The sequence below is a fragment of the Burkholderiales bacterium genome, assembly GCA_035560005.1.
Taxonomy (GTDB): Bacteria; Pseudomonadota; Gammaproteobacteria; order Burkholderiales; family Eutrophovitaceae; genus DASRFY01.
Window position 1 is genome coordinate 64,659 of sequence record DATMAN010000039.1, and the last position, 26,614, is coordinate 91,272.

The window sequence follows — 26,614 nt, forward strand, 5'->3', positions numbered from 1 at the left end:
GGAAGCGTAACGAGTGCGCCTGAAGTTCACCAAGATGGAAGGTGCCGGCAACGACTTCATGGTCGTCGACGCCACCGCCCAGCCGTTCAGGCTCGAACCGGTCCAGATCGCGATGCTGGCCGACCGGCACTTCGGCGTGGGTTTTGACCAACTGCTGGTGGTCGAGCCGCCGCGCACGGCCGGCACGGATTTCTACTACCGCATCTTCAACGCCGACGGCGGAGAAGTCGCGCAATGCGGCAACGGCGCGCGCTGTTTGGTGCGTTACGTGCACGACAAGGGCCTGGCCTCCAAGCGCGCCATTCGGGTCGAGACGGCTTCCGGCATCATCGAGCCACGGCTGGAAGCGGACGGACAGGTCACGGTCGACATGGGCGTGCCGCAGTTCGACCCAGCGCGCATCCCCTTCGTGGCAGCGGCGCGCTCGCTCACCTACCGTCTGCAACTCGACGGCCGCGAAGTGGAGATCGCGGCCCTGTCGATGGGCAATCCGCACGCGGTGCAGGTCGTGCCCGACGTCGCGGCCGCGCCGGTCGCAACCGAAGGCCCCAAGATCGAGCATCATCCGCGCTTTCCTCAGCGCGTGAACGCCGGCTACATGCAGGTGGTGGACCGCAGGCACATCGAGCTGCGAGTATGGGAGCGCGGCGCGGGCGAGACGCTCGCCTGCGGGACGGGGGCCTGCGCGGCGGCCGTGAGCGGAATCGCGCGCGGCCTGCTGGACTCGCCAGTCGAGGTGCACATGCGCGGGGGCATGCTCAGGGTCGCCTGGGCGGGGGAGGGCGAGCCGGTGTTCATGACCGGACCGGCGCGCCGCGTGTTCGAAGGTGAAATCGAGGTTGGGACCGAAAGATGACAGGGGACGACATCGCGCAGTATCTGAGAGAGCATCCGGAGTTCTTCGACGAGCATGCCGAACTGCTGGCCACGATCGAAGTGCGCCATCCGCACGACGATCGCGCCATTCCGCTCGCCGAGCGCCAGCTCGTGCAGTTGCGCGAGCGCAACCGGGTGCTCGAGGCCAAACTGCGCGAGCTGGTCGCCTTCGGCGAGGAAAACGACCGCATCGGTTCGCGCTTGCACCACGCCACGACTGCCTTCATCCGGGCATCGAACCTCGACGAGTTGCTGCAACGGGTGTACTTTCACCTGCGGGAGGACTTCGCGATCCCGCACGTCGCGCTGCGGCTCTGGGGCGGCATCCCGGGCGATCGGCCGGAGTTCTCCGCGGTCAGCGACGAAGTCAAGGCGTTTGCGGAAAGCCTGGTGCGTCCCTACTGCTCCCACAAGCCGATGTTCGAATCGGCGGGTTGGTTCGGCGAGTCGGCTGCCGCGCTGCGCTCTTTCGCCTACGTCTCGCTGCGGGAAGACGGCAGCTTCGGGTTGCTGGCGCTGGCAGCCGAAGACCCGCAGCGCTTTTATCCGGAGATGGGAACGTTGTATCTGCAGCGTCTTGGCGAGATCGTCGCCGCGGCGGTATCGCGCTACGCATGAACGCACCGCGCATACCGGACGAGCCCGGTGCTCGAGCGGCCGACCGGCGGCTGAGCGGATTTCTGGCGTACCTGGAGAAGGAGCGACGGCTTTCGGCCCACACCGTCAAGAACTACGCGCGCGACGTTCAGCGACTGCTCGAGCTGGCGGAACACACCCCGCTGGAGGACATCCGCACGCATCACGTCCGGCGCTTCGTCGCCAGGTTGCACGCGCAGGGACTGCACGGCCGTTCGCTCGCGCGCCTGCTGTCCGCCTGGCGCGCTTTCTTCCGCTACCTGGCACGCGACCATGGTTTCCGGCTCAATCCCTGCGGCGGGGTACGTGCGCCCAGGGCCGAGAAGCGTTTGCCGGCGGCGCTCTCGCCGGAGGAGGCGGCGCGGCTGGTCGAACTGCCGGAGCGCGGACCGCTGTCGGTGCGTGACCGCGCCATTCTGGAGCTGTTCTATTCGTCCGGCCTGCGCCTGTCGGAGCTGACGTCGCTGTGCCTCGGCGACGTGGATTTCGCGCAGGCCACCGTTCGCGTGCTCGGCAAGGGCGGCAAGACCCGCATCGTGCCGGTGGGCCGCTTTGCGCTTGAAGCGCTGAAGAACTGGCTGGCGGCGCGAGTCACCCTGGCGGTGCCGGAGGAGCAGGCCTTGTTCGTCAACCAGCGCGGCAAGCGCCTCGGGGCACGGGGCGTCGAGGAGCGCGTGCGCGCGTGGGCGATCAAACAGGGACTCTCGAGCGGCGTGCATCCCCACATGCTGCGCCATTCCTTCGCCTCGCACATCCTGCAATCCAGCGGCGATCTGCGCGCGGTGCAGGAGATGCTCGGCCACGCCAGCATTTCGACCACCCAGGTCTACACCCATCTGGATTGGCAGCATCTGGCCAGGGTATATGACGTTGCGCATCCTCGCGCGAAGCGCAAGTCATCGAAGGTCTGATTGACCACGCAGAGATAACCCGAATCGAAGTGAACTGGCAGCGAATGGCGATATGGCCGAAAAGCAAGGATGGCAGGGCAGGTTCTACGAGGACTTCGAGGTGGGCGACGTCTACCGTCACCCGCTGGGGCGCACCGTCACGCAGGTCGACAACATCTGGTTCACGCTGCTCACCCAGAATACCGCGCCGATTCACTTCGACGCGCACTATGCCGCGCAAACCGAATTCAAGCGCCCGCTGGTCGATTCGACGTTTACCGTCGCACTGGTCACCGGCCAGAGCGTGACCGATATTTCGCAGAACGTGTTCGCCAACCTCGGTTGGGACGAGATCCGGTTGCCCAACCCGGTGTTCGAGGGCGATACGATCTATTCCCAGTCCGAGGTGCTGGAAAAGCGCGAATCGAAATCGCGATCCAATGTCGGAATCGTCACGGTGCGCACCACCGGCTACAACCAGGATGGCACGGTGGTGATCACCTTCAAGCGCACGTTCATGGTCTATAAGCGCGGCCAGGCGCCCCGGATGCCGCAACCGAAGATTCAGCCATGAGAACCCCCCGCCTGCAGAAGAGCGTCTCCGTTCTGCTGCGCAACGTCCAGATCCGCCAGCCGCGGCGTTTCCGAATGCCGGAGAAGGGCGAGGTAATCCAGAACCGCGAACGCCGCTACTACATCGGCGAGCGCCTCGGCCAGGGGGGCTTCGGCGTGGTCTACGAGTGCGCCGACGACTGGGGCAACGCCCTGGTTGCGAAGGTGCTGCTGCCGCACGAGCGGCGCTACTCCGAAGTGCGCGAAAGCTGGCTGGAAGAGACGGCGAAGCTGCTGGAACTGCGCCATCCCAACATCACCTACGTGCACGACGCGTTCGAGTACCAGGACACGTTCTACCTGATCATCGAACGCTGCACCTTCCCGCTGCTCAAGGTCATCACCAGCATCGGCATGGAGGCCGACCGCTGGATTCCCTATCTCGCGCGCGACGTGTTGCAGGCGCTCGACTACATCCACTCCCAGGGCTACGTCCACAAGGACCTGCATCCGGGAAACATCTTCGTCACCGAGTTGCGCCAGCCTTCCAGCCTCTTCAAGCTCAAGCAGGTGGTGTGGTCCTTCAAGGTCGGCGACCTGGGCCTGACCCGATTGGAGTCCGATATCCGCGTTTTCCAGACCCTGCTCGCCGACTGGATGCTGCCCCCCGAGGCCATCGATCCTGACAAATTCGGGGCCGTGGGACGCCACGTCGACATCTACCAGACCGGCCTGCTGCTGCTCGCCATGATGCTCAAGGAGATCCCCTTCTTCACCAAGGAAGAGATCGTCGGCGGTATCCCGCAAGCGCTGGCGCAGAACCACGACTCGAAATTCGCGCCGGTGGTTGCCAAAGCCTTGCGCCGGCACGTGGAGTGGCGCATTCAGACCGCGCTGGAGTTCTGGCGTGAACTGTCTGCCGTGATGCAGGCGGCGTAGCGCCCGTCCTGCGCGCGTGCGCTTTGGCCTTGCGCCCGATGACGATGAACCCGATCAAATCGCTCTTCTGGTCCTTGCTGTTTGCAGGCACTGCGGTTGCACAGGGCACGCCCGATCCGCAACACGCGTTGGCGGGCCGGGCACTCGTCGATGCGCTGCGCGCAGGCGGCCATGTCATCTATTTCCGTCATGCCGATACCGGTCCCGCCTACGGCGAGCAGGGCGTCGATCTGGCGCGCTGCGAAACCCAGCGCAACCTGAACGACAACGGCCGGGAACAGGCGCGCCTGATCGGCGCGGCGTTCAGACAACTGAGGATTCCGGTCGGGCAGGTGCGCTCGAGCGAGTTCTGCCGCTGCAAGGAAACCGCGCAGATCGCTTTCGGAGGCTTCGAGATCGACCCGATGCTCACCGGCGCGAGCCGCTCGGCGGAGGCCGTGCCGAGACGGCAGCAAGGGGTCGCGGCGCTTGGCAAGATGCTCGCCACGTCGCCGGCGCCCGGCAGGAACACGGTGCTGATTTCGCACGGATTCAATCTCTGGGACACCGAAGGCTTCCATCTCGGCACCCAGGGCGAGGCTGCGATCTATCGTCCCGACGGCAAAGGCGGTTACGTGCTGGTGGCGCGCCTTCTGCCGCGGCAATGGAGCGAACTGGCGCAAGCGCCGGCGCGTTGATCCGTCGCGGGGGCGCGAATCCCTGTGGTGACGATTTATCGCCCTGCCTCGCGGGGACGAATCAACGCGGCGGCCAGAGCGGCGGCGATGAAGATCAGGAACCAGACGAGCGCCCATTCGGCGATCGACAGACCTGCAAAGCGCCACAGCACTTTCGAGCAGTCGCCGGTGCCGCGGAAGATCATCGGCAGCACCTCGGCGAGCGGGAGCGACTCCATCATGTAGCCGAGATCCGCGCCGCAATCGAAGATCCTCGGCGGATTGCGCTCCAGCCATGCGTGCCGCGCGGCCACGCCCGCGCCGCTGCCGGCGCTGAGCAGGATGGCCAGGCTGTAGATCCAGCTCCCGGTGCGCCGCGGAGCGTGAATCGCGGCGGCGAGCGCGATCGCGCCGGTCAGGATGAAAGCGTAGCGCTGCAGGATGCACATGGGGCAGGGCTCCAGGCCCTGCGCATGCTGCAGGTACAGCGCGAATGCAATCAGGCCGGTGCAGACGGCGAAGATGCCGAGGAAGATCAGGCGCGGCTGCGGCATCAGATCCTTGCCAGTGCCTGATCCAGGTCGGCGGTAAGGTCGGCCACATCCTCGATCCCGACCGAGACCCGAACCAGGTTGTCGGTGATGCCAAGCTGGGCGCGCCGCTCGGGCGGAAGCGAGCCGTGGCTCATCGTGACCGGATGCCCGATCAGGCTTTCCACGCCGCCGAGTGACTCGGCCAGCGTGAAGACGCGGCAGGCTTCCAGCGCCCGGCGCACGCCCGCCATGTCCGTCTTGAGATAGACGCCGATCATCGCGCCGAAGCCGTTCATCTGCTTGGCCGCGAGCAGGTGCTGAGGGTGGGTGGCGAGCCCCGGATAGATGACGCGCTCGACCTTCGGGTGCGATTGCAGCCAGCTCGCCAGATGCATCGCGTTGCCGTTGTGCTGCTTCATGCGCAACGGCAGCGTCTTCACGCCGCGCAGCGCCAGGAAACTCGAGAACGGATCGAGAATCGAGCCGATCGCGTTCTGCATGAACTCCAGTTTCTCCGCGAGATCTTCGCGGCCCTGCCGCACGACGACGATGCCGCCGACCATGTCGGAATGGCCGTTGATGTACTTGGTCACCGAGTGCACGACGAGATCGCAGCCCAGCTCCAGCGGCCGCTGCACGTAGGGCGAACAGAAGGTGTTGTCGACCACGGTAATGATGCCGCGCTGCTGGCCCAGCTTGCCCACCTGTGCGAGGTCGGTCACCTTGAGCAACGGGTTGGTCGGACTCTCCACCCAGATGAGGCGCGTTTTCTTCTCCAGCGCTTTTTCGATCGCGCTGGCAACGTTGGGATCGGCGTAGGACACGCGCAACCCCATCGAGCGCTTGCGCACCCGTTCGAACAGACGCCACGAACCGCCGTACATGTCGTCCACCGCCACGATGTGGCTCCCGGCCTCCAGCAGTTCCAGCACGGTCGCGCTCGCCGCCAAACCGGAAGCAAAGGCGAAGGCACGGCCACCGCCTTCCAGGTCGGCGATGCAGCGCTCGAAAGCGTGCCGGGTCGGGTTCTGGGTGCGCGCGTACTCGTAGCCGGTGTGCACGCCCGGGGAGCGCTGTCTGAACGTGGAGGTCGCGAAAATCGGCGTCATCACCGCGCCGGTGGCCGGATCGGGTTCCTGCCCGGCGTGGATGGCGCGGGTCGCGAACCCCGGCTTCTGGTTTTCGTCAGCCATGGCCGAATCTTACCTTGATCCTGACGCTCACCACCAAGGCGCCGCACCAAGAGAACCGATCATTCATTCGCTTTTCACCGTGTCGTGCCTCGGTGCCCTGGCGGCTTAATCGCCTTCCGTGCCTTTACCGGTAAGCGTGGCGTCTCAGCGCACTTTGTTGCGCAGGTAATTGAGTACGTCGATGCGCGTGATCAGTCCGTAGAATCGGCCCTCGTGAACGACCACCGCGACGTGGCCCTTGTCGAAGGTGGCGGTGAGCGCGGCAAGCGGAGCACTCACGTCCACCGTCTCCACACGGCGCGACATCGCGGAACTCACGGGCTCGCGGAACCGGTCCGGATCGTCCTGCACTGCGGTCAGCAGGTCCCACTCGTCGATGATGCCCGCCACCCGTCCTTCCTCGTCGAGCACCGGAAGCTGGGAGACGTCGTAGAGCTTCATGCGCGCATAGGCGGTCATGAGCTTGTCCTCCGGCGCGATCGTCACGACGCCGCGCTCTTCGTGCCGCCGCGAGATCAGATCGCGCAGGTCGCCGTAGCGTTCGCGCCGCACGAACCCCTGGTCCATCATCCAGTAGTCGTTGAAGACCTTCGACAGGTACTTGTTGCCGCTGTCGCAGACGAAAGTCACGACCCGCTTGGCCTGTTTCTGCTCCCGGCAGTAGCGCAGCGCCGCGGCGACCAGGGTGCCGGAAGACGAACCGGCGAGCACGCCCTCTTTCACCAATAGTTCGCGCGCCGTGTTGCACGACTCCTCGTCGCTGATCGAATAGGCGTGCTTGACCCGCGACAGGTCTGCGATGGGCGGGATGAAGTCCTCGCCGATGCCCTCCACCACCCAGCTGCCGGCCTGCCCGTACTTCCCGGTTCGCACGTAGTCGGCCAGCACCGAGCCCTCCGGATCGGCCAGCACCATTTCGGTTCTCGGCGAAACCTTCGCGAAGTAGCGCGTCAGCCCGGTGATGGTTCCGCCGGAACCCACGCCGCATACGATGGCGTCGACCTGGTGCTCCATCTGCCGCCAGATTTCCGGCCCGGTGGTCGTCTCGTGCGCCTGCGGATTCGCGGGATTGCCGAACTGGTTGACATAGAGTGCACCAGTCTCGCGCGCGATGCGTTCCGCCATGTCCTGATAGTAGTCCGGGTGACCCTTGCCCACGTCCGAGCGCGTGAGGATCACCTCGGCGCCCATCGCCTTGAGGTGGAAGATCTTCTCCCGGCTCATCTTGTCTGGCACCACGAGGATCAGGCGATAGCCTTTCTGCGAGGCGACCAACGCCAGCCCCAGGCCGGTATTGCCCGCGGTGGCTTCCACCAGCGTGCCGCCAGGCTTGAGCCTTCCATCGCGCTCGGCGGCGCTGATCATCGACAGACCGATGCGGTCCTTGATCGAGCCGCCCGGATTGTGGCTCTCCAGTTTCAGGTACAGGCGGCAGGCGCCGGTGTCAAGGCGCCGGCATTCCAGCAGCGGTGTGTTGCCGATCAGATCGAGCACGCTGCCGGTCACCATGGAATTCTCCGCATCGCGCCGCAGCACTACGATAGTTCTCCGAGGCGGGCTCAGCAGGCCAGGGCCACTTCGCCGCGATCGATCGTATAGACCTGATCGAGTATCTCGCCCGAATGCGACAGATCCGACTCGGCCAGGATCATCGATAACCCCTTTTGCTTGAGGCCGGAGATGACTTCGGCGAGTCGCCGCGCCAGCACCGGCGCCACGCCCTCGAAGGGTTCGTCCAGCAGCAGTAGTCTGGACCCGCACATCAGCGCGCGCGCCAGCGCGACCAGTTTTTGCTGCCCGCCAGAGAGCAGCAGCGCCTTGCGCTGCGCGAACTGTTCGACCTCGGGGATCATTCGATAGATCTCCAGCAGCCGCGTATCGGGATCGTCGATCCGGGACGACCATGCCGGAATGAGGATGTTGTCCTCGACGCTCAGATCGGGCACCAGCCTGCGGTCCTCCGGCATGTAGCCGATGCCGCTGCGCGCGCGGATGTGGGTCGGGATCCGTTCCAGCGGCCTGCCGTCGTACTCGATGCTGCCCGAGCGCGGTGCGAGCAACCCCATCACCGAGCGGATCAGCGTGGTCTTGCCGGCGCCATTGCGCCCGATCAGCCCGACGAAGCGGCCGGTGGGCACCTCGAGGCTGACGTCGCGCAGGACTCCAACCGACTCGATCGCGACATCGAGATGGCTAATGCGCAGCACGGCCGGCTCCGATGTGCAGGCGTTCGCCGATCACGTACTTGCGCACTTCCGAATCCTCCAGGACCACGGCGGGCTCGCCATCGGCGATGATGCGCCCTTCGTAGAAGGCGAGCACCCGGTGCGTGTAGCGCTTGACGATCTCCATGTCGTGCTCGACGAACAGCACCGTGACGCCCTGCGCGCGCACGGCTTCCATCACCATGTCCATCAGCTCGAATTTCTCGTCGGCCGAAACGCCCGAGGTGGGTTCGTCGAGCAGCAGCATCCTCGGCTTGACCACCATTGCCATCGCAATGTCGAGGAGCTTGCGCACGCCTTCCGGAAGCTGCCCCGCCAGCTTGTCGCGATAGGCGCCGAGCCGGAAGCGCTGCAGGCTCGCTTCGACAGCTTCCTCCGGCGTGCCGGCATGCGCGGCGGCCTCCGTCCACTGACTGCCGGCCGAGGCGACGATGCCCACGCCGATCAGCAGATTGTCGTGCACCGACAGCGAATCGAACAGCTGCGGGATCTGGAAGGAGCGGCATACCCCCAGCCGGGTGATGCGCCGGGGGGTGAGCGCGGTGATGTCCCGGCCCTCGAACAAGATCTGGCCGCTGCTCGGCTTGAGGTAACCGGTGACCATGTTGAGGAAGGTCGTCTTGCCGGCGCCGTTGCTGCCGATCAGCCCCACCACCGTATCGCGCTCGATCGACACATTGATGTCGGCTGCGGCGGTCACGGCGCCGAAACTCTTGTTCAGACCCTTGGCCTCGAGCAGCTGCGCCATGTCAGGTCCTGCGCAAGGTTCCGAACAGGGACCACAGCCCCCCGGGCAGGAACATGATCACGAGCAGCATCGTGATGCCGAGCGCCATCTGCCAGGTGTTGGGAGAGTACTCGTAGGCGAAGCTGCGGATGGTCTCGAAGATCGCCGCGCCGATGAACGGCGCCGCCACGCTGCCGGTCCCGGAAAGGATGGCGACGAACACGAATTCGCCGGAAGTGGTCCAGTAGGCCATCTCCGGGTCGATGTGGCCCACGCTGACACCGGCCAGCGCGCCGCCCAGTCCGGCGAGGACCGCGGAGGCGACGTAGTTGACGTGGATGGTGTTGGCCACGGACGCCCCCATGTACTCCACGCGCAGCTCGTTGTCGCGGATGGCCTCCGCGAGGCGTCCGCGGTGCGAGCGCAGGTAAAGCTGCATCAGCACCGCCGCGACGAGCGCGCAGGTCACCGTGAGCGCGAAGATCACGTAGCGCTCGTACGGCGCGCCGGCGATGGTGACACCGAGAAAAGTCCGGGCCGAGACGTTGAAGCCGTCGGAGCTGCCCAGCGCGGAGGTCTTGACCAGCAGGCCGTACAGGATCATCGAAAAGGCGAGCGACAGCATGGCGAAAAAGATGTCGCGATACTTGCGCAGCAGCAGGGCGAGAACCGCGGAGGTGACCGCGGTCACCAGCACCGCGGCACCCAGCATGTAGCTGATCTCGCTCACGCCGAAGAACGGTTCCAGGGTGCCCGCTGCGTAGGCGCCCAGGCAGTAGTACAGCCCGTGCCCGAACGACACCAGCCCTGTGCGCATGAGCAGCATCATGCCCAGCACGACGATGCCGTAGCACAAGGAGACGGTGGTCAGGAACATCGCCCAGCGCGGCAGGAAAGGCCCGGTCAGCAGCAGCATCACCGCCACCGCCAGCAGCGCGCTCAGCGTGCGGTCGCGCTTCAAATCTTGCGCGCCTCCTGCGCGCTGAACAGGCCTTTGGGACGCGCGATCAGCACGACGGCCATCACCAGGTAGATGCTGAACAGATCCAGTTCGGGCCGGTAGTGCACGGCCGCCGAGCGCACCAGTCCGACCAGCAGCGCGGCCAGCGCCGCGCCGGGCAGGCTGCCCAGCCCGCCGATCACGACCACGGCGAAGGCGAGCACGATGGTTTCGGCGCCAATCCCGGGCTGCACCGAGATCATCGGCGCCGTCAGCGCTCCGCCCAGCGCGCCGAGCACGGCACCGGCGGTGAAGGTGATGAAGTACACCAGGGTCACGTTGATGCCCTGCGCCGCCGCCATCTCGCGGTCGTGGATCACCGCGATCAGCATCTTGCCGTGGCGGGTCCGGTTCAGAAACCAGGCGAGTGCCACTCCCACCGCTATGGCCACGAAGAGCAGCACCAGGTTGTAGACCGGATAGGTGAGATTGCCGACATCGAAGCTGCCGAGCAGCCCGTAGGGCTGATAGAGAAGGTACGGATCCACGCCCCAGACGAGCTTGATGAAGTCTTCCAGGATCAGGAACACGGCGTACGTCACGAGCACCAGCACGATCTCGTGCTTGCCGTACATGAAACGCAGCAGCCCGCGCTCGATCAGGGGGCCAGCGGTCAGGCCCACCAGCAGCGCCGCGGCAAGCATCATCGCGTAGGAGCCCGCGGGCACGTACCCCTGGTTGAGCCAGGAGCCGGCCAGCGAAGCCGCGCTGTAGGCGCCGAGCGCGTACAGACTGCCGTGCGCGATGTTCAGGATCTTCATCACGCCGTAGATCAGGGTGAGCCCCACGGCGATGATGAACAGCCACGAGGAGTAGTTCAGCCCGTCGATGAGAACAGCGAGCAGCTGGTTCATGAAGACGTGAACCCGATCACCACTTGCCGGGCTTCATGCCGCTCTTGATCCAGTCGATGCTCTTAACGCCCTCAGGCGGCTGCACGCGCTCCAGTGGGTAATACTTGATGTTCTCGATCGCGATTCGTCCCCCGAGGCTGCGCGTGGTGCCGTACGCGGTGCCGGTGACGGCCTGGTGGCCCTTGCCCAGCTTCATCGTCACTTTGCCGGCAGGAGACTCGAAGGTCAGGTACTCAAAGGCCTTGATGACTTCCTCGTCCGAAGGGCGCCCGTAGGCCTTTTCCATCTGCTCCTTCACGTCCTTCGCGGCGCCCATCGGGACCGCGGCCTGGATGGCCGTCATGCGCGCTTTCTCATAGGCGGCCTTCAGCCCGAGGAAGGCCAGCGCCGCGCTGTAGGCGGGATAGTTCGGTTCCACCCCGGCGCGCTCCCGGTAGATCGCGCGCAACCAGTCGTTCAACGCGCTCTTCGGCGCGAACACGCCGTTCGGCCCGCGCGCTCCTACGATGGTGCCGTCGGGAATGTTGCCCGCCAGCCGGTGCAGATAGGGTTCGCCCGCCACCAGCAGCAGCTGGCTGCGGGCGAACAGGCCGCGCGGCATCGCCTGCAGCATGAAGGCCTCGAGATCACCGCCCCACAGGCTGGAATGGATGACTTCGGAATTGCTCTGCAGCAGAGCGGTGATTTCGGGCCCGTACTGTCCGGCCCCGAACTTCGGCATCTGCGAGGTCGTGATCACCGCGTCCGGCTTGAGCACGCCCATCACCGCGGTGAAATCCGCCCACGAATCCTGGCCCCAGGCGTAGTTCTGGTTGATGCCGCCATAGCTTTTCACGTTCGGACGCATCTCCAGCAGGTACAAGGCGCCGGCCACGGCATCCATGGTGGCGTGCGAGCGGGTGCGAAACACATATTTGTAGCTCGCTTCCTCGAACACGCGCGGCGTGCCGCAATCGAACAGCACGGTGATCTTCTTCAGCTCCTCGGCCACCGGCGCGACCGCCAGGCAGTCCCCGCTCGAGATGTAGCCGATCACGAAGTCCACGTTCTGGCGCTCGACCAGGTTGCGCAGTTCGGTGACCTGCTTGGTGGCGCCGCCGGCTTCGTCGACGATCACGAGTTCGAGCGGCGCGCCGCCGAAGCCCTCGACGTTGTAAGGCGCGGGCGCCTTGCCGGCGTTGAGCGAATCCACGATGGCTTCGGCAGCGATCTTCGCCGGCACGCCGAAGGGTCCGGCTGCCGGGCCGGACAGGAAGGTCACCAGGCCGATGCGAATGGGCTTGCCCTGCGCATGCGCCGCGACCGCGAACAGAAAAGCCGCCACACAGCTCAACGCGAGCGCGAGAATGCGCAGCCTATGATCGGACTTCATGTTCTTTCTCCTTTCGCGCGTGTTTCCTGGGAGCGCTCCAAAAAATAATCCAGCGCGCTTCGCACCGCGCGCTGGATGGGCTTGGATGGTCGGGAATTTTACAGTCATTCCCGCGTTCATCAACCGACCCCGCGCGCCCAGGCGCAACCTCAAGCCTGTGCCAGCAGCCAATCGATCCCGGCCCGACACTGGTCGAGATAAGCCGGTCCGAACAGGTTCAGATGATTGAGCAGGTGATACAGATTGTAGAGCCTTCGGCGCAGCTCATATCCCGCGTCGAGCGGCCAAGCCTCCCGGTAGGCCGAGTAGAACGGCGCGGCGAAACCCCCGAAGAGCTCGGTCATCGCGAGATCCGCTTCGCGATCGCCGTAGTACACCGCCGGATCGAACACGACGGGCTCTCCCGCCGGCGTGAAAGCGACGTTGCCGGACCACAGATCCCCGTGCAGCAGGGAGGGCTGTGGACGATGACCGCCGAAGAACGCGGGCAGCGATTCCAGAAGCCGCGCGCCGCGCTCGGCGAGCGCGGAGGCGTAACCGTTGCGGGCGGCGAGCCCGAGCTGATGCCCGAGCCGTTGCTCGCGCAGGAATTCGACCCAGTCGGTGTTCCAGCGGTTGGGCTGCGGTGTCGAACCGATGGTGTTGTCGCGCCGCCAGCCAAATCGCTCTCCGAGTCGCCGGTGCTGGGCGGCGAGTAGGGTGCCCAGGCGCCGCCAGTCGGCGGCGTCACGGTGCCGGGCGAACTCGATGTACTCGACTACCAGCCAACTGCTTAGCCCGTCGCTGCCCACGCACACCGGCTGGGGAACGCGCACCGCGCCGGCACGCGCCAGTGCGTGCAAGCCGTCCAGCTCGGCCTCGAACATCTCGCGCCGGTCGGACGCATTGATCTTGACGAAGAAACGCCCCTGCGTCCCACTCAGTATCCACGCCTCGTTGATGCACCCGCCACCCGCGCGCTGTGCGCGCGTCAGCGCGAAGGACACGCCGAGGATGCGTGAGATCTGCTCCGCGATGGATGAGAACTGTCCGGCGCGCTCGGCAGATGGCATCGGCGGAAAGCAGCTCCCGTCGGCCCTCGGGGTCCGCGCCCGTCAGCTTGGAGCGTTCTTGAGCGCCTGGCGCGCGCGCGCGATCGCCTGCCTGACCTGGCGCGGGGCCGTGCCGCCCACGTGGTCGCGCGCAGCGATCGACCCTTCGAGAGTGAGCGTTTGCAGGGCATCGGGTCCGATCAGCACGCAGAAGCGCTGCAGCTCCTGCAGCGAAAGCTGCGCGAGGTCCAGGCCCTTGTCCGCCGCGTAGCGCACCGCGCGCGCCACTGCTTCGTGCGCCTCGCGGAACGGCACGCCCTTTTTTGCCAGGTAGTCGGCCAGGTCGGTCGCAGTAGCGAACCCGCGCGCCGCCCCGGCGCGCATGGCCTGCTTGTCGACCTCGATGCCGCGCATCATGTCGGCATAGACCGCGAGCGTGGACAGCAGCGTGTCGACGGTATCGAACAGCGGCTCCTTGTCCTCCTGGTTGTCCTTGTTGTAGGCGAGCGGCTGGCCCTTCATCAGCGTGAGCAGCGCCACCACGTGCCCGTTGATGCGTCCGGTCTTGCCGCGCACCAGTTCGGCAACGTCGGGATTCTTTTTCTGCGGCATGATCGAGGAACCGGTGCAGAAGCGGTCGGCGAGGCGGATGAAGCCGAAGCCAGGGCTCATCCACAAAATGATCTCCTCCGACAGCCGCGACAGGTGCGTCATCAGCAGCGCCGCGCAGGCGCAGAACTCGATGGCGAAGTCGCGGTCGGAAACGGCGTCCACCGAGTTCTCGCACAGCCCCTCGAAGCCGAGTTCGGCTGCCACCCGGTCGCGGTCGATCGGGTAGGTGGTTCCCGCGAGCGCCGCAGCTCCGAGCGGGAGCCGGTTGATGCGCTTGCGGCAGTCCGCGAAGCGCTCCGCGTCGCGCCGCGTCATCTCGTAGTAGGCGAGCAGGTGGTGTGCGAAGGAAAGCGGTTGCGCGACCTGCAAATGGGTGAAACCGGGCATGAGCGTTTCAACGTGGTCTTGCGCCAGATCGAGCAGGCTCTCCTGGAAGGCGCGGATGCCGCGGAGGATCTCGTCGGTGGCCCAGCGCAGATACAGCCGCACGGCGGTCGCCACCTGGTCATTGCGCGAGCGCCCCGTGTGCAGGCGCTTGCCGGCGTCGCCCGCGAGGTCGGTCAGCCGTTTCTCGATGTTCATATGCACGTCTTCCAGGTCGAGCGACCACTGGAAGCGTCCCGCGCGAATCTCCGCGAGAATCTGCGCCATGCCACGCTCTATGTCGGCGAGGTCTTTTTGACCCAGCACGCCGACCGCGTGCAGCATGCGAGCGTGCGCGAGCGAGGCCTGGATGTCGAACTCGGCGAGGCGCCGATCGAAGTCGACCGATGCGGTGTAACGCTTGACCAGCTCGGCGACGGGTTCGCGGAAGCGCCCCGACCAGGTCTTGCCGGCGTCATCCGCGGGCGGCGGCTTTCCTTGCATCGGACGGTGCGCTCACTCAAAATGGATCGAGAAGGAGACGAGGATGGGCGCGCGATTGCCTGCTTCATACGCCCGGCGTAGCCGATGGCAAGTATAAATCAGAACCGCGGCCGCAACGCCCTGCCGGACTTTCGCAACCTGGGCGTGATCCTGCGCACGCTGCTCGGCGTGAGCCTGATGACGCTGGCCGCCGCGGCGCTCGGCACCCATTCGCTGCGGTCCTGGCTGGAGTCGTGGATGACGATGATGGTCCTGGTCGCTCCGATCGCCATTTGCTCGCTCGTCGTGCTCGGCGTCGCGACTCCCTGGCTCAGAGTCCTGGATTACCGGCTGGCCGTGGCGCTGATCGTGATCCTGGAGCTGCTCGTCACCACCCTCGTGACGCAGTTCGCCGCCGGGCTGTTCGACGCGGGCGGCGGCGGATTCGTGCGTCAGTGGTTCCTGGCCGGACTCGCCACGCTGGTTCTGCTCGGTTACTTCGACCTGCGCAGTCGCGCCTTGTCCCCGGCGGTCACCGAGGCGAGGCTGCAGGCGCTTCAGGCGCGCATCCGTCCGCATTTCTTCTTCAACAGCATCAACGCGGTGCTATCGCTGGTGCGCAGCGAGCCCAGGCGCGCGGAGGAGGCGCTGCACGACCTCGCCGAGCTGTTTCGCGTGCTGATGACCGACGGCCGGGACCTGATTCCGCTGCGCCGCGAGCTGGAGATCTGCGAGCAGTACCTGGGCATCGAGCAGCTGCGCCTGGGCGATCGCCTGCGCGTGGAATGGCGAACCGAAGGCGTGCCCGGCGATGCCATGGTGCCGCCGCTGATGCTGCAGCCGGTGCTTGAGAACGCCGTCTACCACGGCATCGAGCCGGAGGCCGGCCCCGGCACGGTGACCGTCACGATTCGGCGCTCGGGCGATCATCTGCGCATCAATCTGTGCAATCCCTATCGCGGGGAGGGCCGCCAGCAGAGCGGCAACCGCATGGCGCTCGCCAATATCCGGGAACGGCTGCAACTGCACTTCGACGCCGAGGCCAACCTCGCCACCCGCGCCGGCAACGGCGTCTTCGAAGTCGAGATCTCACTCCCCTACGTGAAGGAGAAGCCGTGAACCAGACCGGCCAGCGGCTGCGCGTGGCCATCACCGATGACGAGACGCCCGCCAGAAGCCGTCTGAAGGATCTGCTTGAGGATATCTCGGGTAGCCTGCCGCTCGAGATCGTCGGAGAAGCGCAGAACGGACGCGAGCTGCTCGAGCTGCTCGCCGAGAAGCCTGCCGACGTGGTGCTGCTCGACATTCGCATGCCGGGGATGGACGGCATGGAGGCGGCACAGCACTTGATGCGCATGGACGATCCGCCCTACGTGATCTTCACCACCGCCTACGACGACTACGCGCTCAAGGCCTTCGAGCTGCACGCGATCGACTACCTGGTCAAGCCGATCCGGCTGCGGCGGCTGCACGACGCCCTGTCGCGCGCGCGCTCGATCACGCGGCTCTCGCTCGACGTGCTGAACAGCATCCGCCCGGAGCCGCGCACGCATCTTTCGGTGCAGGAGCGCGGAAAGGTGACTCTGATACCGGTGGAGGAGATTCTCTTTCTGCGCGCGGAGCTGAAGTACGTGACCGTTCGCACGGCCGCGCGCGAGCACCTGCTCGAGGAATCGCTGGCGCGCCTGGAACAGGAATTCGGCGAGCGCTTCGTGCGCGTTCACCGCAACTGCTTGGTGGCGAGGGCGCATGTGGAAGGCTTCGAGCGCGAGGCGGGGGAGGGCGAAGGCAGGTGGGTGGTGAAGATGCGCGGATTGGAGGAGCGGCTGCCGGTGAGCCGCCGCCAGCAGTACATCGTCAAGGAATTCGGGCGCGGGCTGTGAGGCTGCCCGGCGTCGTGCTCGGCCTGACGCTGCCCCTCGCGGCGGCTCAGGACCGAGCGATGCCGGCGCCCGGCAGCCCGCTGGAGGCGCTCGACCGCGGGGCGCATCGCTGCTTCGCCGCGCAAGAGCTGTTGCTGTGCCAGGTAAGCGACGCCGCGCGGTTGCGGATCGAGGGGGTACCGGTGCGGGCACGTATTCTCGCCTACCGCGGAGGAAGGCTGGAACGCGTGACCACGATCGTGGATGAAGCGCGGTTCGCGGAACTGCTGAGCGCGCTCGAATCCAGATGGGGACCGGGCGGCCGGTCCACGGAGCGTCTGCGCGCGGGAATGGGCGGCGTATTTCCGAACCTGATGGTGACCTGGCGGTTCGAGGGCCGCGTCGCGCTGCTCGAACAGTATTACGAACGCGTCACGCAAAGCGCGTTATCGGTCATGGCGCCGGCAGCCTTCGACGTCTACATGAGCGAACGCGAACGGCAGCGTGCGGGAGGCATGCGCGATCTGTAGTCGGGCGAGCGCTCGCATCGGGTAGACTATCAGCCTTCTGCGTCCGCCGTTCTCCCCATTGAAGTTTCCTCACCGCATCGTCATCGCCACGCGCGAAAGCCCGCTGGCGCTCTGGCAGGCGAAGCATGTCGCAGAACGCCTGCGGATGCTGCACCCTGGCATGGAGACCGTGTTGCTGGGCATGACGACCGAGGGCGATCGCCGGCTCGCTACCTCGCTCGCGACGCTCGGTGGCAAGGGCCTGTTCGTCAAAGAGCTGGAACAGGCGCTGAGCGAAGGCCGCGCCGATATCGCGGTGCATTCGATGAAGGACGTTCCGATGCATCTGCCCGCGGGATTTGCGATCGCCGCCATCACCGAGCGCGAGGACCCGCGCGATGCCCTGGTATCGAACGGGTTTCGCCGACTCTCCGAGCTGCCATCCGGCGCGCGCGTCGGCACTTCCAGCCTGCGTCGCGAAAGCCAGTTGCGCGCGCGCCACGCCCGGCTGCAGGTATTGCCCCTGCGCGGCAATGTGCACACGCGCCTGCGCAAGCTCGACGAAGGCCGGTTCGAAGCGGTGGTGCTGGCGGCTGCGGGCCTGAAGCGGCTCGGCCTGCAAGCGCGGATCAGTTGCCTGCTGGAGCCCGTGGAGAGCCTGCCGGCGGTCGGTCAGGGCGCTTTGGGGGTCGAATGCCGCGCGGAGCGCGTCGACCTGATCGAACTGCTTGCACCGCTGAACCACCCGCCGTCGCGCTGGTGCGTGGAAGCCGAGCGGGCGTTGTCGCGCGCACTGGCCGGAAGCTGCACTGTTCCGCTGGGTGCGCTGGCCCGATTCGAAGGAACCGAAGTACGGCTGCGCGGCTTCGTGGCGGCTGCCGATGGCAGCCGAATGATCTATGACGAAGCGAGTGCCTCGGGACACGACTCGCCCGAGGCGCTGGGCCAGGCGCTGGCCGGCAAACTCATTGCGAAGGGGGCGCGCGAAGTATTGGCGATGACGTCGCTGCCCAGGGAATGAACCCTCCCCTGTCCGGACTCACCGTGCTGGTGACGCGCCCGTTGCCGCAAGCGCACGCGCTGGCGCAAACGCTGTATGACCTGGGAGCCGGGCCGGTGATCTTCCCGGGCATGGAGATCGAGCCGGTGCAAGACGCGCGGCTCGCGTCCGCGCTGCGCGAGATCGAGCGGGCGGAGGTGGTCGTCTTCGTCAGCCCCAGCGCGGCCCGAATCGGCATGGCGCTGGTCCGGTCAGCCGGCGGGCTGCCGCGCCGCGCGCTTGTGGCCGCCGTGGGACCGGGCACTGCGCGGGCGTTGAGCGATGAGGGCGTGACCCAGGTGCTGATGCCGAACGAGGGTTACGACAGCGCAGCGCTCGCCCGTCACCCTGCGTTGCAGGCGGTCGCGGGCAAGTGCATCGTCGTGTTCCGCGGAGAGGGCGGCCGGGAGCATCTGCTCGACACGCTTCGCGAACGCGGAGCGCGCGTCGTGCTGGCGCAGTGCTATCGGCGTGTACGACCTTCGGGGCGGTTCGCCGACGCGCTGGCGCGGTGGAATCGCGACGAGGCGGTGTGGACCGCGACCAGCAGCGAGATCGTCGACAATCTGTTTGCGGTGGCCGGAGAGACGGGTTCTGCATTGTTGCGCAGCAAAGTATTATTCGTTCCTCATGCGCGAATCGCGGCGCGAGCCTTCGCGCACGGGGTGCAGCGCATCTTCGTGACCGGACCGGGAGACGCCGGGCTGGTGGCCGGGCTGAAGACCTGGCGCCTCGGGCTGCGCGACGATCGGAATTGAAGAGCCAGATGAGCGAACGAATACCTGCCCAGGCTTCCCAAGGCGCCGAACCCGCCGGCACGCCTCGAACAGAGTCGCCACCGCGCCGTGGCGTCCTTGGCGCGCTCGCCCTTCTGATCGCAGTGGCCGCCGCCGGGATCTCCGCGTGGCAGTGGCATGAGGCGCGGGCGACGCGCGCCGCCCTGGAGCAGGAACTGGCGAAGAGGCTCTCGGAGATCGAAGCGGCCGCGCGCGACGCGCGCGCCCAGGCCGAGCAGGCGCGGGGCGGCCTGCGCGATATCGAGGCGCGCCTGGGCCAGATGGAGGCGCGCCTCATCGAGAGCCAGAGCCAGCGCCACGCGCTGGAGGTGCTCTACCAGGAACTGTCCCGTTCCAGAGACGAATGGGTATTGGCGGAAGTCGAGCAGATCCTGCTGCTTGCGAGCCAGCAACTGCAACTTGCCGGCAACGTGAAGGCCGCGCTGCTCGCCCTGGAGACGGCGGATGCACGGCTGGCGCGCGCCGACCGCCCGCAATTAACCCAGTTGCGCCGCGTGATCGGCACGGACATCGAACGCCTCAAGGCGGCGCCCAGCGTGGACGTGACCGGGATGGGCCTGAAGCTGGAACGAGTCCTGGGGGCGATCGATACGCTGCCGCTCGCCGCCGAAGCACGCGCGGTGCCCGCCTCGGCGGAGGAAGCGGCGGGCGCTCCGGCGAGCAGGTGGCGCCGGCTGCTGGCGGAGTTGAAGGAAGACATCAAGGGACTGGTGCGCATCCAGCGCATCGAGGCACCGCAGACGCTGCTGCTTTCCCCCGAGCACGCCTTTTTCCTGCGCGAGAACCTGAAGCTGCGCCTGCTCACCGCGCGCTTGGCGCTGCTGTCGCGCGACGGCGCGAGCTTCAGGACCGATATCTCGGCGGCGATCGGGTGGCTCAGGCGCCACTTCGATCCGGCATCCCGGCAGGTCGGCGCGGTGCTCGAAACTCTCGACCAGTTGGCGCGTACCGACATCGGGGCCGAGCCGCCGAGCATCAACGCCAGCCTGGAGGCGGCGCGCAACCTGCGTTTCGTGCGCGAACGAAGCATGCGCTGAGACTCCGCCGTGCGCTGGTTGATCTGGCTACTGCTGCTCGCCGCGGCCGCCGTGGGGCTGACGCTCGCCGCGCGCCTGGGCGAGGGTTACGTCCTGCTGGTCGTGCCCCCGTGGCGCATCGATCTGTCGCTCAACATCGCGGTGCTCCTGGTGGCGTTCATCGTGGTGGCCGGCTATTTCCTGCTGCACGCGGTGACGATCACGCTCACCATGCCGTCGCGCGTGCGCGACTTTCAGCGGCGCCGCGCGCAGAAGCGGGCACGGGAGACCTTCGCGGAAGCCCTGCGCAGCTATTTCGAGGGCCGCCTCGGCAAGGCGGAGCGGGCGGCGCGTGCCGCGCTGGAACTGGGCGAACAGCCCGTGCTCTCGGCCATCCTGGCGGCGCGCGCCGCACACGGGCTGCGCAACTACGCCGCGCGCGACGAGTATCTGGCCCGCGCCGCCGAAGTCGATCCGGACGGCGAGGACGTGCGCCTGGTCGCGCAGGCCGAGATGCTGCTGGAAGAGCGTCGGTATCACGATGCGCTGGACGTGCTGCGCCGGTTGCCGCGCAAGCACACCGCGGCGCTGCGCCTTGAGTTGCGCGCGCAGCAGCTGGCCCGGAACTGGGACCAGGTGTTGCAGCTGCTGCCACAGTTGGAGAAGCGCAAGGTATTCGACGCGCCGGTCATGGAACAGATCAGGCGCCACGCCTATATCGAGAACCTCAAGCGCAAGGCGCTCGATGCGCAGTCGCTGCGCGACTACTGGGCCAGAATGCCGGCCGAGCAGAGACGCGAGCCACGGATCGCCGCGACGGCCGCGCAGTGCTTCGCTGCGCTGGGCGGCTGCGCCGAAGCGCAGCGCATCATCGAGGAGGCGCTCGAGGCGCAGTGGGATTCCAGCCTGCTCGCGCTCTATTCCGAGTGTCCGGGCGCCGAAGTGACGCAGCAACTGGAGCGCGCGGAGCGCTGGCTCAAAACCCATCCGCGCGACGCGGTGCTGCTCCTGGTGTTGGGACGGCTGTGCGCGCGTCAGCAACTGTGGGGCAAGGCCCAGAGTTATCTCGAAGCCAGTCTTTCGATCGAGCCGACGCATTCGGCGTACCTGGAACTGGCGCGGTTGTTCGAGCGTACCGGCAAGCCGGAAGCGGCGGCGGCCCAGTACCGGCAGGCGCTCGAGCTGACGCTCGATCAGATGAAGCAGCTCGGCGGCGGCCGTCGCCGCCCCGCCCTTTAGCCGCGCCAAAGCCGATGCCGCGTTGCCGGCTCCAAGGCGCTCGGCTGGCGGCCTGTAGCGTCCGATGATCAGCCCGCTGCCCGAATCACCCGTCGACAAGGACGCTCCGCTGCGCGAGGACATCCGGCTGCTCGGTCGCATCCTCGGCGACACGATCCGGGAGCAGGAAGGCGAGGAAATCTTCGGGCTCATCGAGCGCACGCGCCAGGACGCGATCCGCTTCCGCCGCGACCGTGATCCGGAAGCCCGACGGGCGCTCGAGTCGACGCTCGACCAGCTTGACGTGGCGCGAGCCATCGCGGTGGTCCGCGCCTACAGTTTCTTTTCTCTGCTCGCGAACATCGCCGAGGATCAGCATCACAATCGCCGGCGCCGCGCCCACCAGATCGCGGGCTCCCCGCCACAGCAGGGGTCGGTCGCCTTTGCGCTTGCACGGGTGCGCGCCGCCGGGCTGGAGCCTGCGGCCATCGAGGATTTCTTCCGGCAGGCTCTGGTTTCGCCGGTGCTGACCGCTCATCCCACGGAAGTACAGCGCAAGAGCATTCTGGACTGCCAGGCCGACATCGCGCGGGCGCTCACGGAGCGCGACCGGCTGCGCTTGACGCCCGAGGAGCAGGCGCGCAACGAGGACGACCTGCGGCGCGCGGTGCTCACCTTGTGGCAGACCCGGGTGCTGCGCGAACTGCGTCTGACCGTCAACGACGAGATCGAGAACGGTCTTTCCTACTACCGCTGCACGTTCTTTCGCGAGGTGCCCAGGCTCTATGCCGACATCGAGGATGCACTCGGCGGGCTCGCCGGTGGTCCGGTGAAAGTCGCGAGCTTCCTGCGGATCGGCAGCTGGATCGGGGGTGACCGCGACGGCAACCCCTACGTCACGCACGAGGTCCTGCGCCACGCCTTGATGCGGCAATCCTCCACGGCGATGGATTTCTACTTCGAGGAAGTGCATCGCCTCGGTGCGGAGCTGTCGCAGTCGCTGCGCCTAGTGGGCGTCACTGCGGAGCTGGAGGCGCTCGCAGCCGCGTCCCCGGATAGCTCGGCGCACCGGCGCGACGAACCCTACCGGCGGGCGCTGATCGGCATCTATTCGCGCCTCGCGCAGACTTCCAGGAACCTCGATCACCATCTGCCGGACCGCCGTCCGGTCGGTCCCGCGCGCCCCTACGCATCGGCCGAGGAGTTCAGGCGCGATCTCGATGTGATCGCCGCGTCCCTGGAAAGCAACGGCGCGGCGCGCGTCGCCCGAGGAAGACTGCGCCATCTGCGGCGCGCGCTGGAGGTGTTCGGCTTTCACCTGGCCCCGTTGGACATGCGCCAGCATTCCAGCGTGCACGAGACAGTGGTCGGCGAACTGTTCGCCCGCGGTGCGCAGCGTCCGGGCTACCAGGAGCTGCCGGAGGCGCAGCGCGTGCAATGGCTGCTCGCCGAGCTGGCGATCCCCAGGCCGCTGCGCTCGCCCCATATCGAGTACAGCGAAGCCACGGCCGCGGAACTGGCGATCCTCGACACGGCTGCGCAACTGCAGCGGCGCTTCGGCAGCCACGCGCTGCCCAGCTACATCGTGTCCAAGACCGACGGTGTGAGCGACCTGCTGGAAGCCGCCTTGCTGCTCAAGGAATCGGGAATGCTGCAGCCAGGCACTGGGCCGCGCCTGGACCTGAACATCGTTCCCCTTTTCGAGACCATCGCCGATCTGCGCGGCTGCGGGGCGGTCATGGAGGCGCTCTTCTCGCTGCCTTTCTACCGGCAACTGCTGCAATGCCGGGACGACGTGCAAGAAGTGATGCTGGGCTATTCGGACAGCAACAAGGATGGCGGCTTCCTGACCGCCAATTGGGAGTTGTACAAGGCCGAGGTCGCACTGGTCGACGTGTTTCGGCGCTACGACGTGCGGCTGCGGTTGTTCCACGGGCGCGGCGGCACGGTGGGCCGGGGAGGCGGGCCGAGCTACGAGGCGATCCTCGCGCAGCCGCCCGGCAGTGTGGCCGCGCAGATCCGGATCACCGAGCAGGGGGAGGTCATCGCCAGCAAGTACTCCGATCCGGAGATCGGGCGGCGCAACCTGGAGACGCTGGTCGCCGCCACGCTCGAGGCGAGCATCCTGCCCTCGGCAGACCGCAGCGCGCAGCAACCCGAATACCACGAGGCGATGGAGCGGCTCAGCAGCCGCGCCTGTATCGAGTACCGCTCCCTGGTCTACGAGACCCCGGGATTCGTGGACTTCTTCCGCGCCGCCACGCCCATCGCGGAGATCGCGGACCTGCACGTGGGCAGCCGCCCGGCCTCGCGCAGGCAATCGGACCGCATCGAGGATCTGCGGGCCATCCCCTGGGTGTTCTCTTGGTCGCTAGCGCGCATCATGCTGCCGGGCTGGTACGGTGTGGGCTCCGCGATCGAGGACTGGATCGGCACCCACGGCGACCGCGGCTTGCGGTTGCTCAAGGACATGCATGCCGCATGGCCGTTCTTCCGGGTGCTGCTGTCCAACATGGACATGCTGCTCGCCAAGAGCGACATCGGCATCGCATCGCGCTATGCCGAACTGGTGGAAGACGCCGGGCTGCGGCAGCGGATCTTTTCGCGCATCCACGATGAGTGGCATCGGACCGTGCGCTGGTTGCTGGAAATCTCTGGGCAGAAGGAGCTACTGGAGCGCAATCCGGCGCTGGCGAGAAGCCTGCGCAACCGCTCGCCGTATATCGACCCGCTCAATCACCTGCAGGTCGAGTTGCTGCGCCGCTACCGGGGGGGCGAACGACACGACCGGCTCAAGCGCGCGATCCTGCTCACCATCAACGGTATCGCGGCCGGACTGCGCAACAGCGGCTAGGAGTCGAGCACGCAGAGCCGGCGGCGCTTGAACCGGCGCCGGTGCTCAGGAGGTCACGGGCTTGGGATCGACCGAGGGCGTGAACGCGTCGGAATAGAACTCCTCCTCCGGCAGCTGGCAAAGCGAGGTGAAGTCCTTGTGCGCCGCTTCGACCATGACCGGCGCGCCGCAGGCATAGACCTGGTACGCCGACATGTCCGGAAAGTCCTCCATGACTGCGCGGTGTACCAGCCCGCCGCGCCCTTGCCAGTTGTCCTCCGGCAAGGCATCCGAGATCACGGGAATGAAGCTGAAGTTGTCGTGGGTTTGCTGCCACTGCCCGCACAGTCCGGCCAGGTAGATGTCCACGGGCCGCCTGCCCCCCCAATACAAGGTCATCGGCCGCTGGCTCCCGACATGAAAAGTGTGCTCGATGATGCTCTTGATCGGAGCGAAACCGGTCCCGCTCGCCACGAAGATGATGGGCTTGTCCGACTCCTCGCGCAGGAAGAACGTGCCGAGCGGTCCTTCGAAGCGCAGGATGTCTTTCTCCTTCATCCGGTTGAAGACGTATTCGGTGAAGGCGCCATGCGCCATGTTGCGCACGTGCAATTCGATGTACTCATCGTCGTGCGGGGGGTTGGCCATCGAATAGCTGCGGCGCTTGCCCTCCTTGAGCAGGATGTCGATGTACTGGCCGGCCAGGAACTGCAGGCGCTCGTTGGCGGGAAGCTTCAGCTTCAGCACCATCACGTCGGGCGCGACCCGGCGCATTTCCTGGACCCTGCAGGGCAGCTTGCGGATCGGAATCTCGCCTACAGCGCTGATCTCCCGCGCCTCGATGACGAGATCGGTGAGCGGCCTGGCCTGGCAGAACAGCGCCAATCCCGCTTTTTTCTCGAACTCCGCGAGCACATAAGGTTGCGCGTTGCCGTAGTCCACCGAACCTGCGAGGATCCTGCCCTTGCAGGCACCGCACGCGCCGTTGCGACATCCGTAAGGCAGCGTGCGGCCATGGCGAAGCGCGGCGGCCAGGATGCTCTCGCCTTCCTCGACGGTCAGCTCGTGACCGCTCGGCTGGATCGTGATTCGAAAGGACATCAGTCGGACCTTCGCTCGTGCCGCCGCACCCCCGCGGGTCGCGGGCGCTTACCGTAGAATGAAGCCATGCGTAGATTGCTCATCGTCGGTTGCGGCGACATCGGCCAGCGGGTGGCGACGCTCGTCAATGGTCGCTGGCGCACGTTCGCGCTGGCCCGTTCCGAGCAGCGGGCGGAAGAACTGCGCAAGCGGGGGATCGTTCCGATCATCGGGGATCTCGACCGCGTCGAGACGCTCGACCGTGTCGGCTCCCTCGCGCACGACATCGTGCATCTTGCACCGCCGCCGGGTTCAGGCACGCGCGACACACGCACCGCGAATCTGATTCGGGCGTTGACAAGGGCGGGCAGTCTACCACAGCGACTGGTCTACATCAGCACCAGCGGCGTGTATGGGGACTGCGGCGGAAGGCTGGTCGACGAGCGCCGGCCGGCACAGCCGACGACCGAACGCGCGCAACGGCGGCTGGACGCCGAGCGTCAGCTGCGCGCCTGGGGAGCGCACAGCGGCGTCCAGGTGAGCATCCTGCGCGTGCCGGGAATCTACGCCGCCGAACGCCTCCCGGTTGCAAGATTGAGGGCTGGAACGCCGGCGCTCGTGCCCGATCAGGATCCTTACACCAACCACATTCACGCCGAGGACCTGGCGCGCATCATCGTCAGCGCGCTCGGGCGCGGTCGTGCGGGGCGCACCTACAACGCTTCGGATGATTCGTCGCTGAAGATGGGCGAGTACTTCGATCTGGTCGCCGACCGCTTCGGCCTTCCGCGGCCGCCGCGGCTCACCTGGGACGAGGTGCGCAATACGGTTCCAGAGACCGTCCTGTCGTTCATGCGCGAATCCCGTCGCCTGGCGAACCGCAGAATGAAGAAAGAGTTGAGGGTCCGCCTGCGCTTCCCGTCGGTGGCGGCGGCGGTACAGGCGCCGAGGGCACATTGAGCGCGCCGACGCCTTCACTTTTCGACCATGGCTGAAGCCCCCGATGCAATCGTCGTGTTTACCAACTTTCCCGATCGGGACAGCGCGCTGGCGCTCGCCTCCCATCTGATCGAGCAGCGACTGGCGGCGTGCGTGAACGTACTGGAGGGCTGCACGTCGGTGTATCGGTGGAAGTCCGAGGTACAGGTCGCAGGCGAATTTCCTGTGATGATCAAGACTCGCCAGGAGCTTTATGCGGATCTGCAGGCAGCCATCCGTGACCATCACCCGTATGAGCTGCCCGAGATCATCGCGCTGCCGGTGACCGCGGGAATGCCCGGGTACCTCGCCTGGATCGCGGCGCAAACCGAACGCTGAT

Annotated in this window: 27 protein-coding genes; 16 read left to right on the forward strand and 11 right to left on the reverse strand. The window is 66.6% G+C overall.

Going from position 1 to position 26,614, the window contains the following annotated elements:
- Nucleotides 1-13: 13 nt before the first annotated feature.
- Genes dapF through VNM24_05740 form a run of 6 tightly spaced genes read left to right on the forward strand, consistent with a single transcriptional unit; the run spans nucleotide 14 to nucleotide 4,570 of the window.
- Nucleotides 14-856 carry a diaminopimelate epimerase gene (dapF, locus tag VNM24_05715; protein HWQ38100.1) on the forward strand — a complete coding sequence of 281 codons (843 nt, stop codon included), beginning with the start codon at nucleotides 14-16 and terminating at the stop codon, nucleotides 854-856.
- Nucleotides 853-1,494, forward strand: coding sequence for a DUF484 family protein (locus VNM24_05720; protein HWQ38101.1), 642 nt, complete (start codon nucleotides 853-855; stop codon nucleotides 1,492-1,494). The genes dapF and VNM24_05720 overlap by 4 nt, the downstream gene beginning before the upstream one ends.
- On the forward strand, nucleotides 1,491-2,423 hold the full coding sequence (gene xerC, locus VNM24_05725) for a tyrosine recombinase XerC (protein ID HWQ38102.1): 933 nt from the start codon (nucleotides 1,491-1,493) through the stop codon (nucleotides 2,421-2,423). Before VNM24_05720 ends, xerC begins: the two co-directional genes overlap by 4 nt.
- 52 nt (nucleotides 2,424-2,475) lie before the next feature.
- The gene (locus VNM24_05730; GenBank protein ID HWQ38103.1) at nucleotides 2,476-2,976 is read left to right on the forward strand and encodes a MaoC family dehydratase; all 501 of its coding nucleotides are present in this window, start codon (nucleotides 2,476-2,478) and stop codon (nucleotides 2,974-2,976) included.
- A complete protein-coding gene (locus tag VNM24_05735; protein ID HWQ38104.1) occupies nucleotides 2,973-3,893 on the forward strand; it encodes a protein kinase in 921 nt (306 codons plus the stop codon). Before VNM24_05730 ends, VNM24_05735 begins: the two co-directional genes overlap by 4 nt.
- A gap of 44 nt (nucleotides 3,894-3,937) precedes the next feature.
- Complete coding sequence (locus VNM24_05740; protein HWQ38105.1) at nucleotides 3,938-4,570, forward strand: histidine phosphatase family protein; 633 nt, start codon at nucleotides 3,938-3,940, stop codon at nucleotides 4,568-4,570.
- Between the two features lie 35 nt (nucleotides 4,571-4,605).
- Here VNM24_05740 and VNM24_05745 read toward each other — a convergent pair whose 3' ends face one another.
- The 10 genes from VNM24_05745 to argH all read right to left on the reverse strand — a co-directional run bounded on the left by VNM24_05745 (nucleotide 4,606) and on the right by argH (nucleotide 14,963).
- Nucleotides 4,606-5,103, reverse strand: a complete 498-nt coding sequence (locus VNM24_05745) for a disulfide bond formation protein B (GenBank protein HWQ38106.1) — start codon at nucleotides 5,101-5,103, stop codon at nucleotides 4,606-4,608.
- Nucleotides 5,103-6,275 (reverse strand): PLP-dependent aspartate aminotransferase family protein, encoded by a 1,173-nt coding sequence (locus VNM24_05750; GenBank protein ID HWQ38107.1) that lies wholly within the window; start codon nucleotides 6,273-6,275, stop codon nucleotides 5,103-5,105. Before VNM24_05750 ends, VNM24_05745 begins: the two co-directional genes overlap by 1 nt.
- Nucleotides 6,276-6,419: 144 nt before the next feature.
- Nucleotides 6,420-7,784, reverse strand: a complete 1,365-nt coding sequence (locus VNM24_05755) for a pyridoxal-phosphate dependent enzyme (protein HWQ38108.1) — start codon at nucleotides 7,782-7,784, stop codon at nucleotides 6,420-6,422.
- Between the two features lie 50 nt (nucleotides 7,785-7,834).
- Entirely contained in the window at nucleotides 7,835-8,482 is a 648-nt protein-coding gene (locus VNM24_05760; protein ID HWQ38109.1) for an ATP-binding cassette domain-containing protein, read from the reverse strand.
- On the reverse strand, nucleotides 8,469-9,248 hold the full coding sequence (locus VNM24_05765; protein HWQ38110.1) for an ABC transporter ATP-binding protein: 780 nt from the start codon (nucleotides 9,246-9,248) through the stop codon (nucleotides 8,469-8,471). Before VNM24_05765 ends, VNM24_05760 begins: the two co-directional genes overlap by 14 nt.
- Before the next feature lies 1 nt (nucleotide 9,249).
- Complete coding sequence (locus VNM24_05770; protein HWQ38111.1) at nucleotides 9,250-10,188, reverse strand: branched-chain amino acid ABC transporter permease; 939 nt, start codon at nucleotides 10,186-10,188, stop codon at nucleotides 9,250-9,252.
- A complete protein-coding gene (locus tag VNM24_05775) occupies nucleotides 10,185-11,081 on the reverse strand; it encodes a branched-chain amino acid ABC transporter permease (GenBank protein ID HWQ38112.1) in 897 nt (298 codons plus the stop codon). Before VNM24_05775 ends, VNM24_05770 begins: the two co-directional genes overlap by 4 nt.
- A gap of 16 nt (nucleotides 11,082-11,097) precedes the next feature.
- Nucleotides 11,098-12,453: an ABC transporter substrate-binding protein gene (locus tag VNM24_05780; GenBank protein HWQ38113.1), complete on the reverse strand. Its 1,356-nt coding sequence runs from the start codon at nucleotides 12,451-12,453 to the stop codon at nucleotides 11,098-11,100.
- A 149-nt stretch (nucleotides 12,454-12,602) separates the two neighbouring features.
- The gene (locus VNM24_05785; GenBank protein HWQ38114.1) at nucleotides 12,603-13,505 is read right to left on the reverse strand and encodes a fructosamine kinase family protein; all 903 of its coding nucleotides are present in this window, start codon (nucleotides 13,503-13,505) and stop codon (nucleotides 12,603-12,605) included.
- Nucleotides 13,506-13,547: 42 nt separating this feature from the next.
- Nucleotides 13,548-14,963, reverse strand: a complete 1,416-nt coding sequence (gene argH, locus VNM24_05790) for an argininosuccinate lyase (GenBank protein HWQ38115.1) — start codon at nucleotides 14,961-14,963, stop codon at nucleotides 13,548-13,550.
- Between the two features lie 84 nt (nucleotides 14,964-15,047).
- On the opposite strand from argH, the gene VNM24_05795 reads away from it, so the two are divergent.
- From VNM24_05795 to ppc, 8 genes are all read left to right on the forward strand, one after another.
- Nucleotides 15,048-16,061, forward strand: coding sequence for a histidine kinase (locus VNM24_05795; GenBank protein HWQ38116.1), 1,014 nt, complete (start codon nucleotides 15,048-15,050; stop codon nucleotides 16,059-16,061).
- A complete protein-coding gene (locus VNM24_05800) occupies nucleotides 16,058-16,825 on the forward strand; it encodes a LytTR family DNA-binding domain-containing protein (protein ID HWQ38117.1) in 768 nt (255 codons plus the stop codon). The genes VNM24_05795 and VNM24_05800 overlap by 4 nt, the downstream gene beginning before the upstream one ends.
- Entirely contained in the window at nucleotides 16,822-17,334 is a 513-nt protein-coding gene (locus tag VNM24_05805; protein ID HWQ38118.1) for a hypothetical protein, read from the forward strand. Before VNM24_05800 ends, VNM24_05805 begins: the two co-directional genes overlap by 4 nt.
- Nucleotides 17,335-17,392: 58 nt before the next feature.
- Complete coding sequence (hemC, locus tag VNM24_05810; protein HWQ38119.1) at nucleotides 17,393-18,334, forward strand: hydroxymethylbilane synthase; 942 nt, start codon at nucleotides 17,393-17,395, stop codon at nucleotides 18,332-18,334.
- The gene (locus VNM24_05815; GenBank protein HWQ38120.1) at nucleotides 18,331-19,110 is read left to right on the forward strand and encodes a uroporphyrinogen-III synthase; all 780 of its coding nucleotides are present in this window, start codon (nucleotides 18,331-18,333) and stop codon (nucleotides 19,108-19,110) included. Before hemC ends, VNM24_05815 begins: the two co-directional genes overlap by 4 nt.
- Before the next feature lie 8 nt (nucleotides 19,111-19,118).
- On the forward strand, nucleotides 19,119-20,186 hold the full coding sequence (locus VNM24_05820) for a uroporphyrinogen-III C-methyltransferase (GenBank protein HWQ38121.1): 1,068 nt from the start codon (nucleotides 19,119-19,121) through the stop codon (nucleotides 20,184-20,186).
- A 9-nt stretch (nucleotides 20,187-20,195) separates the two neighbouring features.
- A complete protein-coding gene (locus VNM24_05825; protein ID HWQ38122.1) occupies nucleotides 20,196-21,404 on the forward strand; it encodes a heme biosynthesis protein HemY in 1,209 nt (402 codons plus the stop codon).
- A 64-nt stretch (nucleotides 21,405-21,468) separates the two neighbouring features.
- A complete protein-coding gene (gene ppc, locus VNM24_05830; protein ID HWQ38123.1) occupies nucleotides 21,469-24,237 on the forward strand; it encodes a phosphoenolpyruvate carboxylase in 2,769 nt (922 codons plus the stop codon).
- A gap of 45 nt (nucleotides 24,238-24,282) precedes the next feature.
- On the opposite strand, the gene VNM24_05835 is transcribed toward ppc, so the two are convergent.
- Entirely contained in the window at nucleotides 24,283-25,317 is a 1,035-nt protein-coding gene (locus tag VNM24_05835; protein ID HWQ38124.1) for a CDP-6-deoxy-delta-3,4-glucoseen reductase, read from the reverse strand.
- A 66-nt stretch (nucleotides 25,318-25,383) separates the two neighbouring features.
- Between VNM24_05835 and VNM24_05840 the strand changes: the two genes are divergently transcribed.
- A complete protein-coding gene (locus tag VNM24_05840; GenBank protein HWQ38125.1) occupies nucleotides 25,384-26,256 on the forward strand; it encodes an SDR family oxidoreductase in 873 nt (290 codons plus the stop codon).
- A 27-nt stretch (nucleotides 26,257-26,283) separates the two neighbouring features.
- Nucleotides 26,284-26,613: a divalent-cation tolerance protein CutA gene (cutA, locus tag VNM24_05845; protein ID HWQ38126.1), complete on the forward strand. Its 330-nt coding sequence runs from the start codon at nucleotides 26,284-26,286 to the stop codon at nucleotides 26,611-26,613.
- Nucleotide 26,614: the final 1 nt, after the last annotated feature.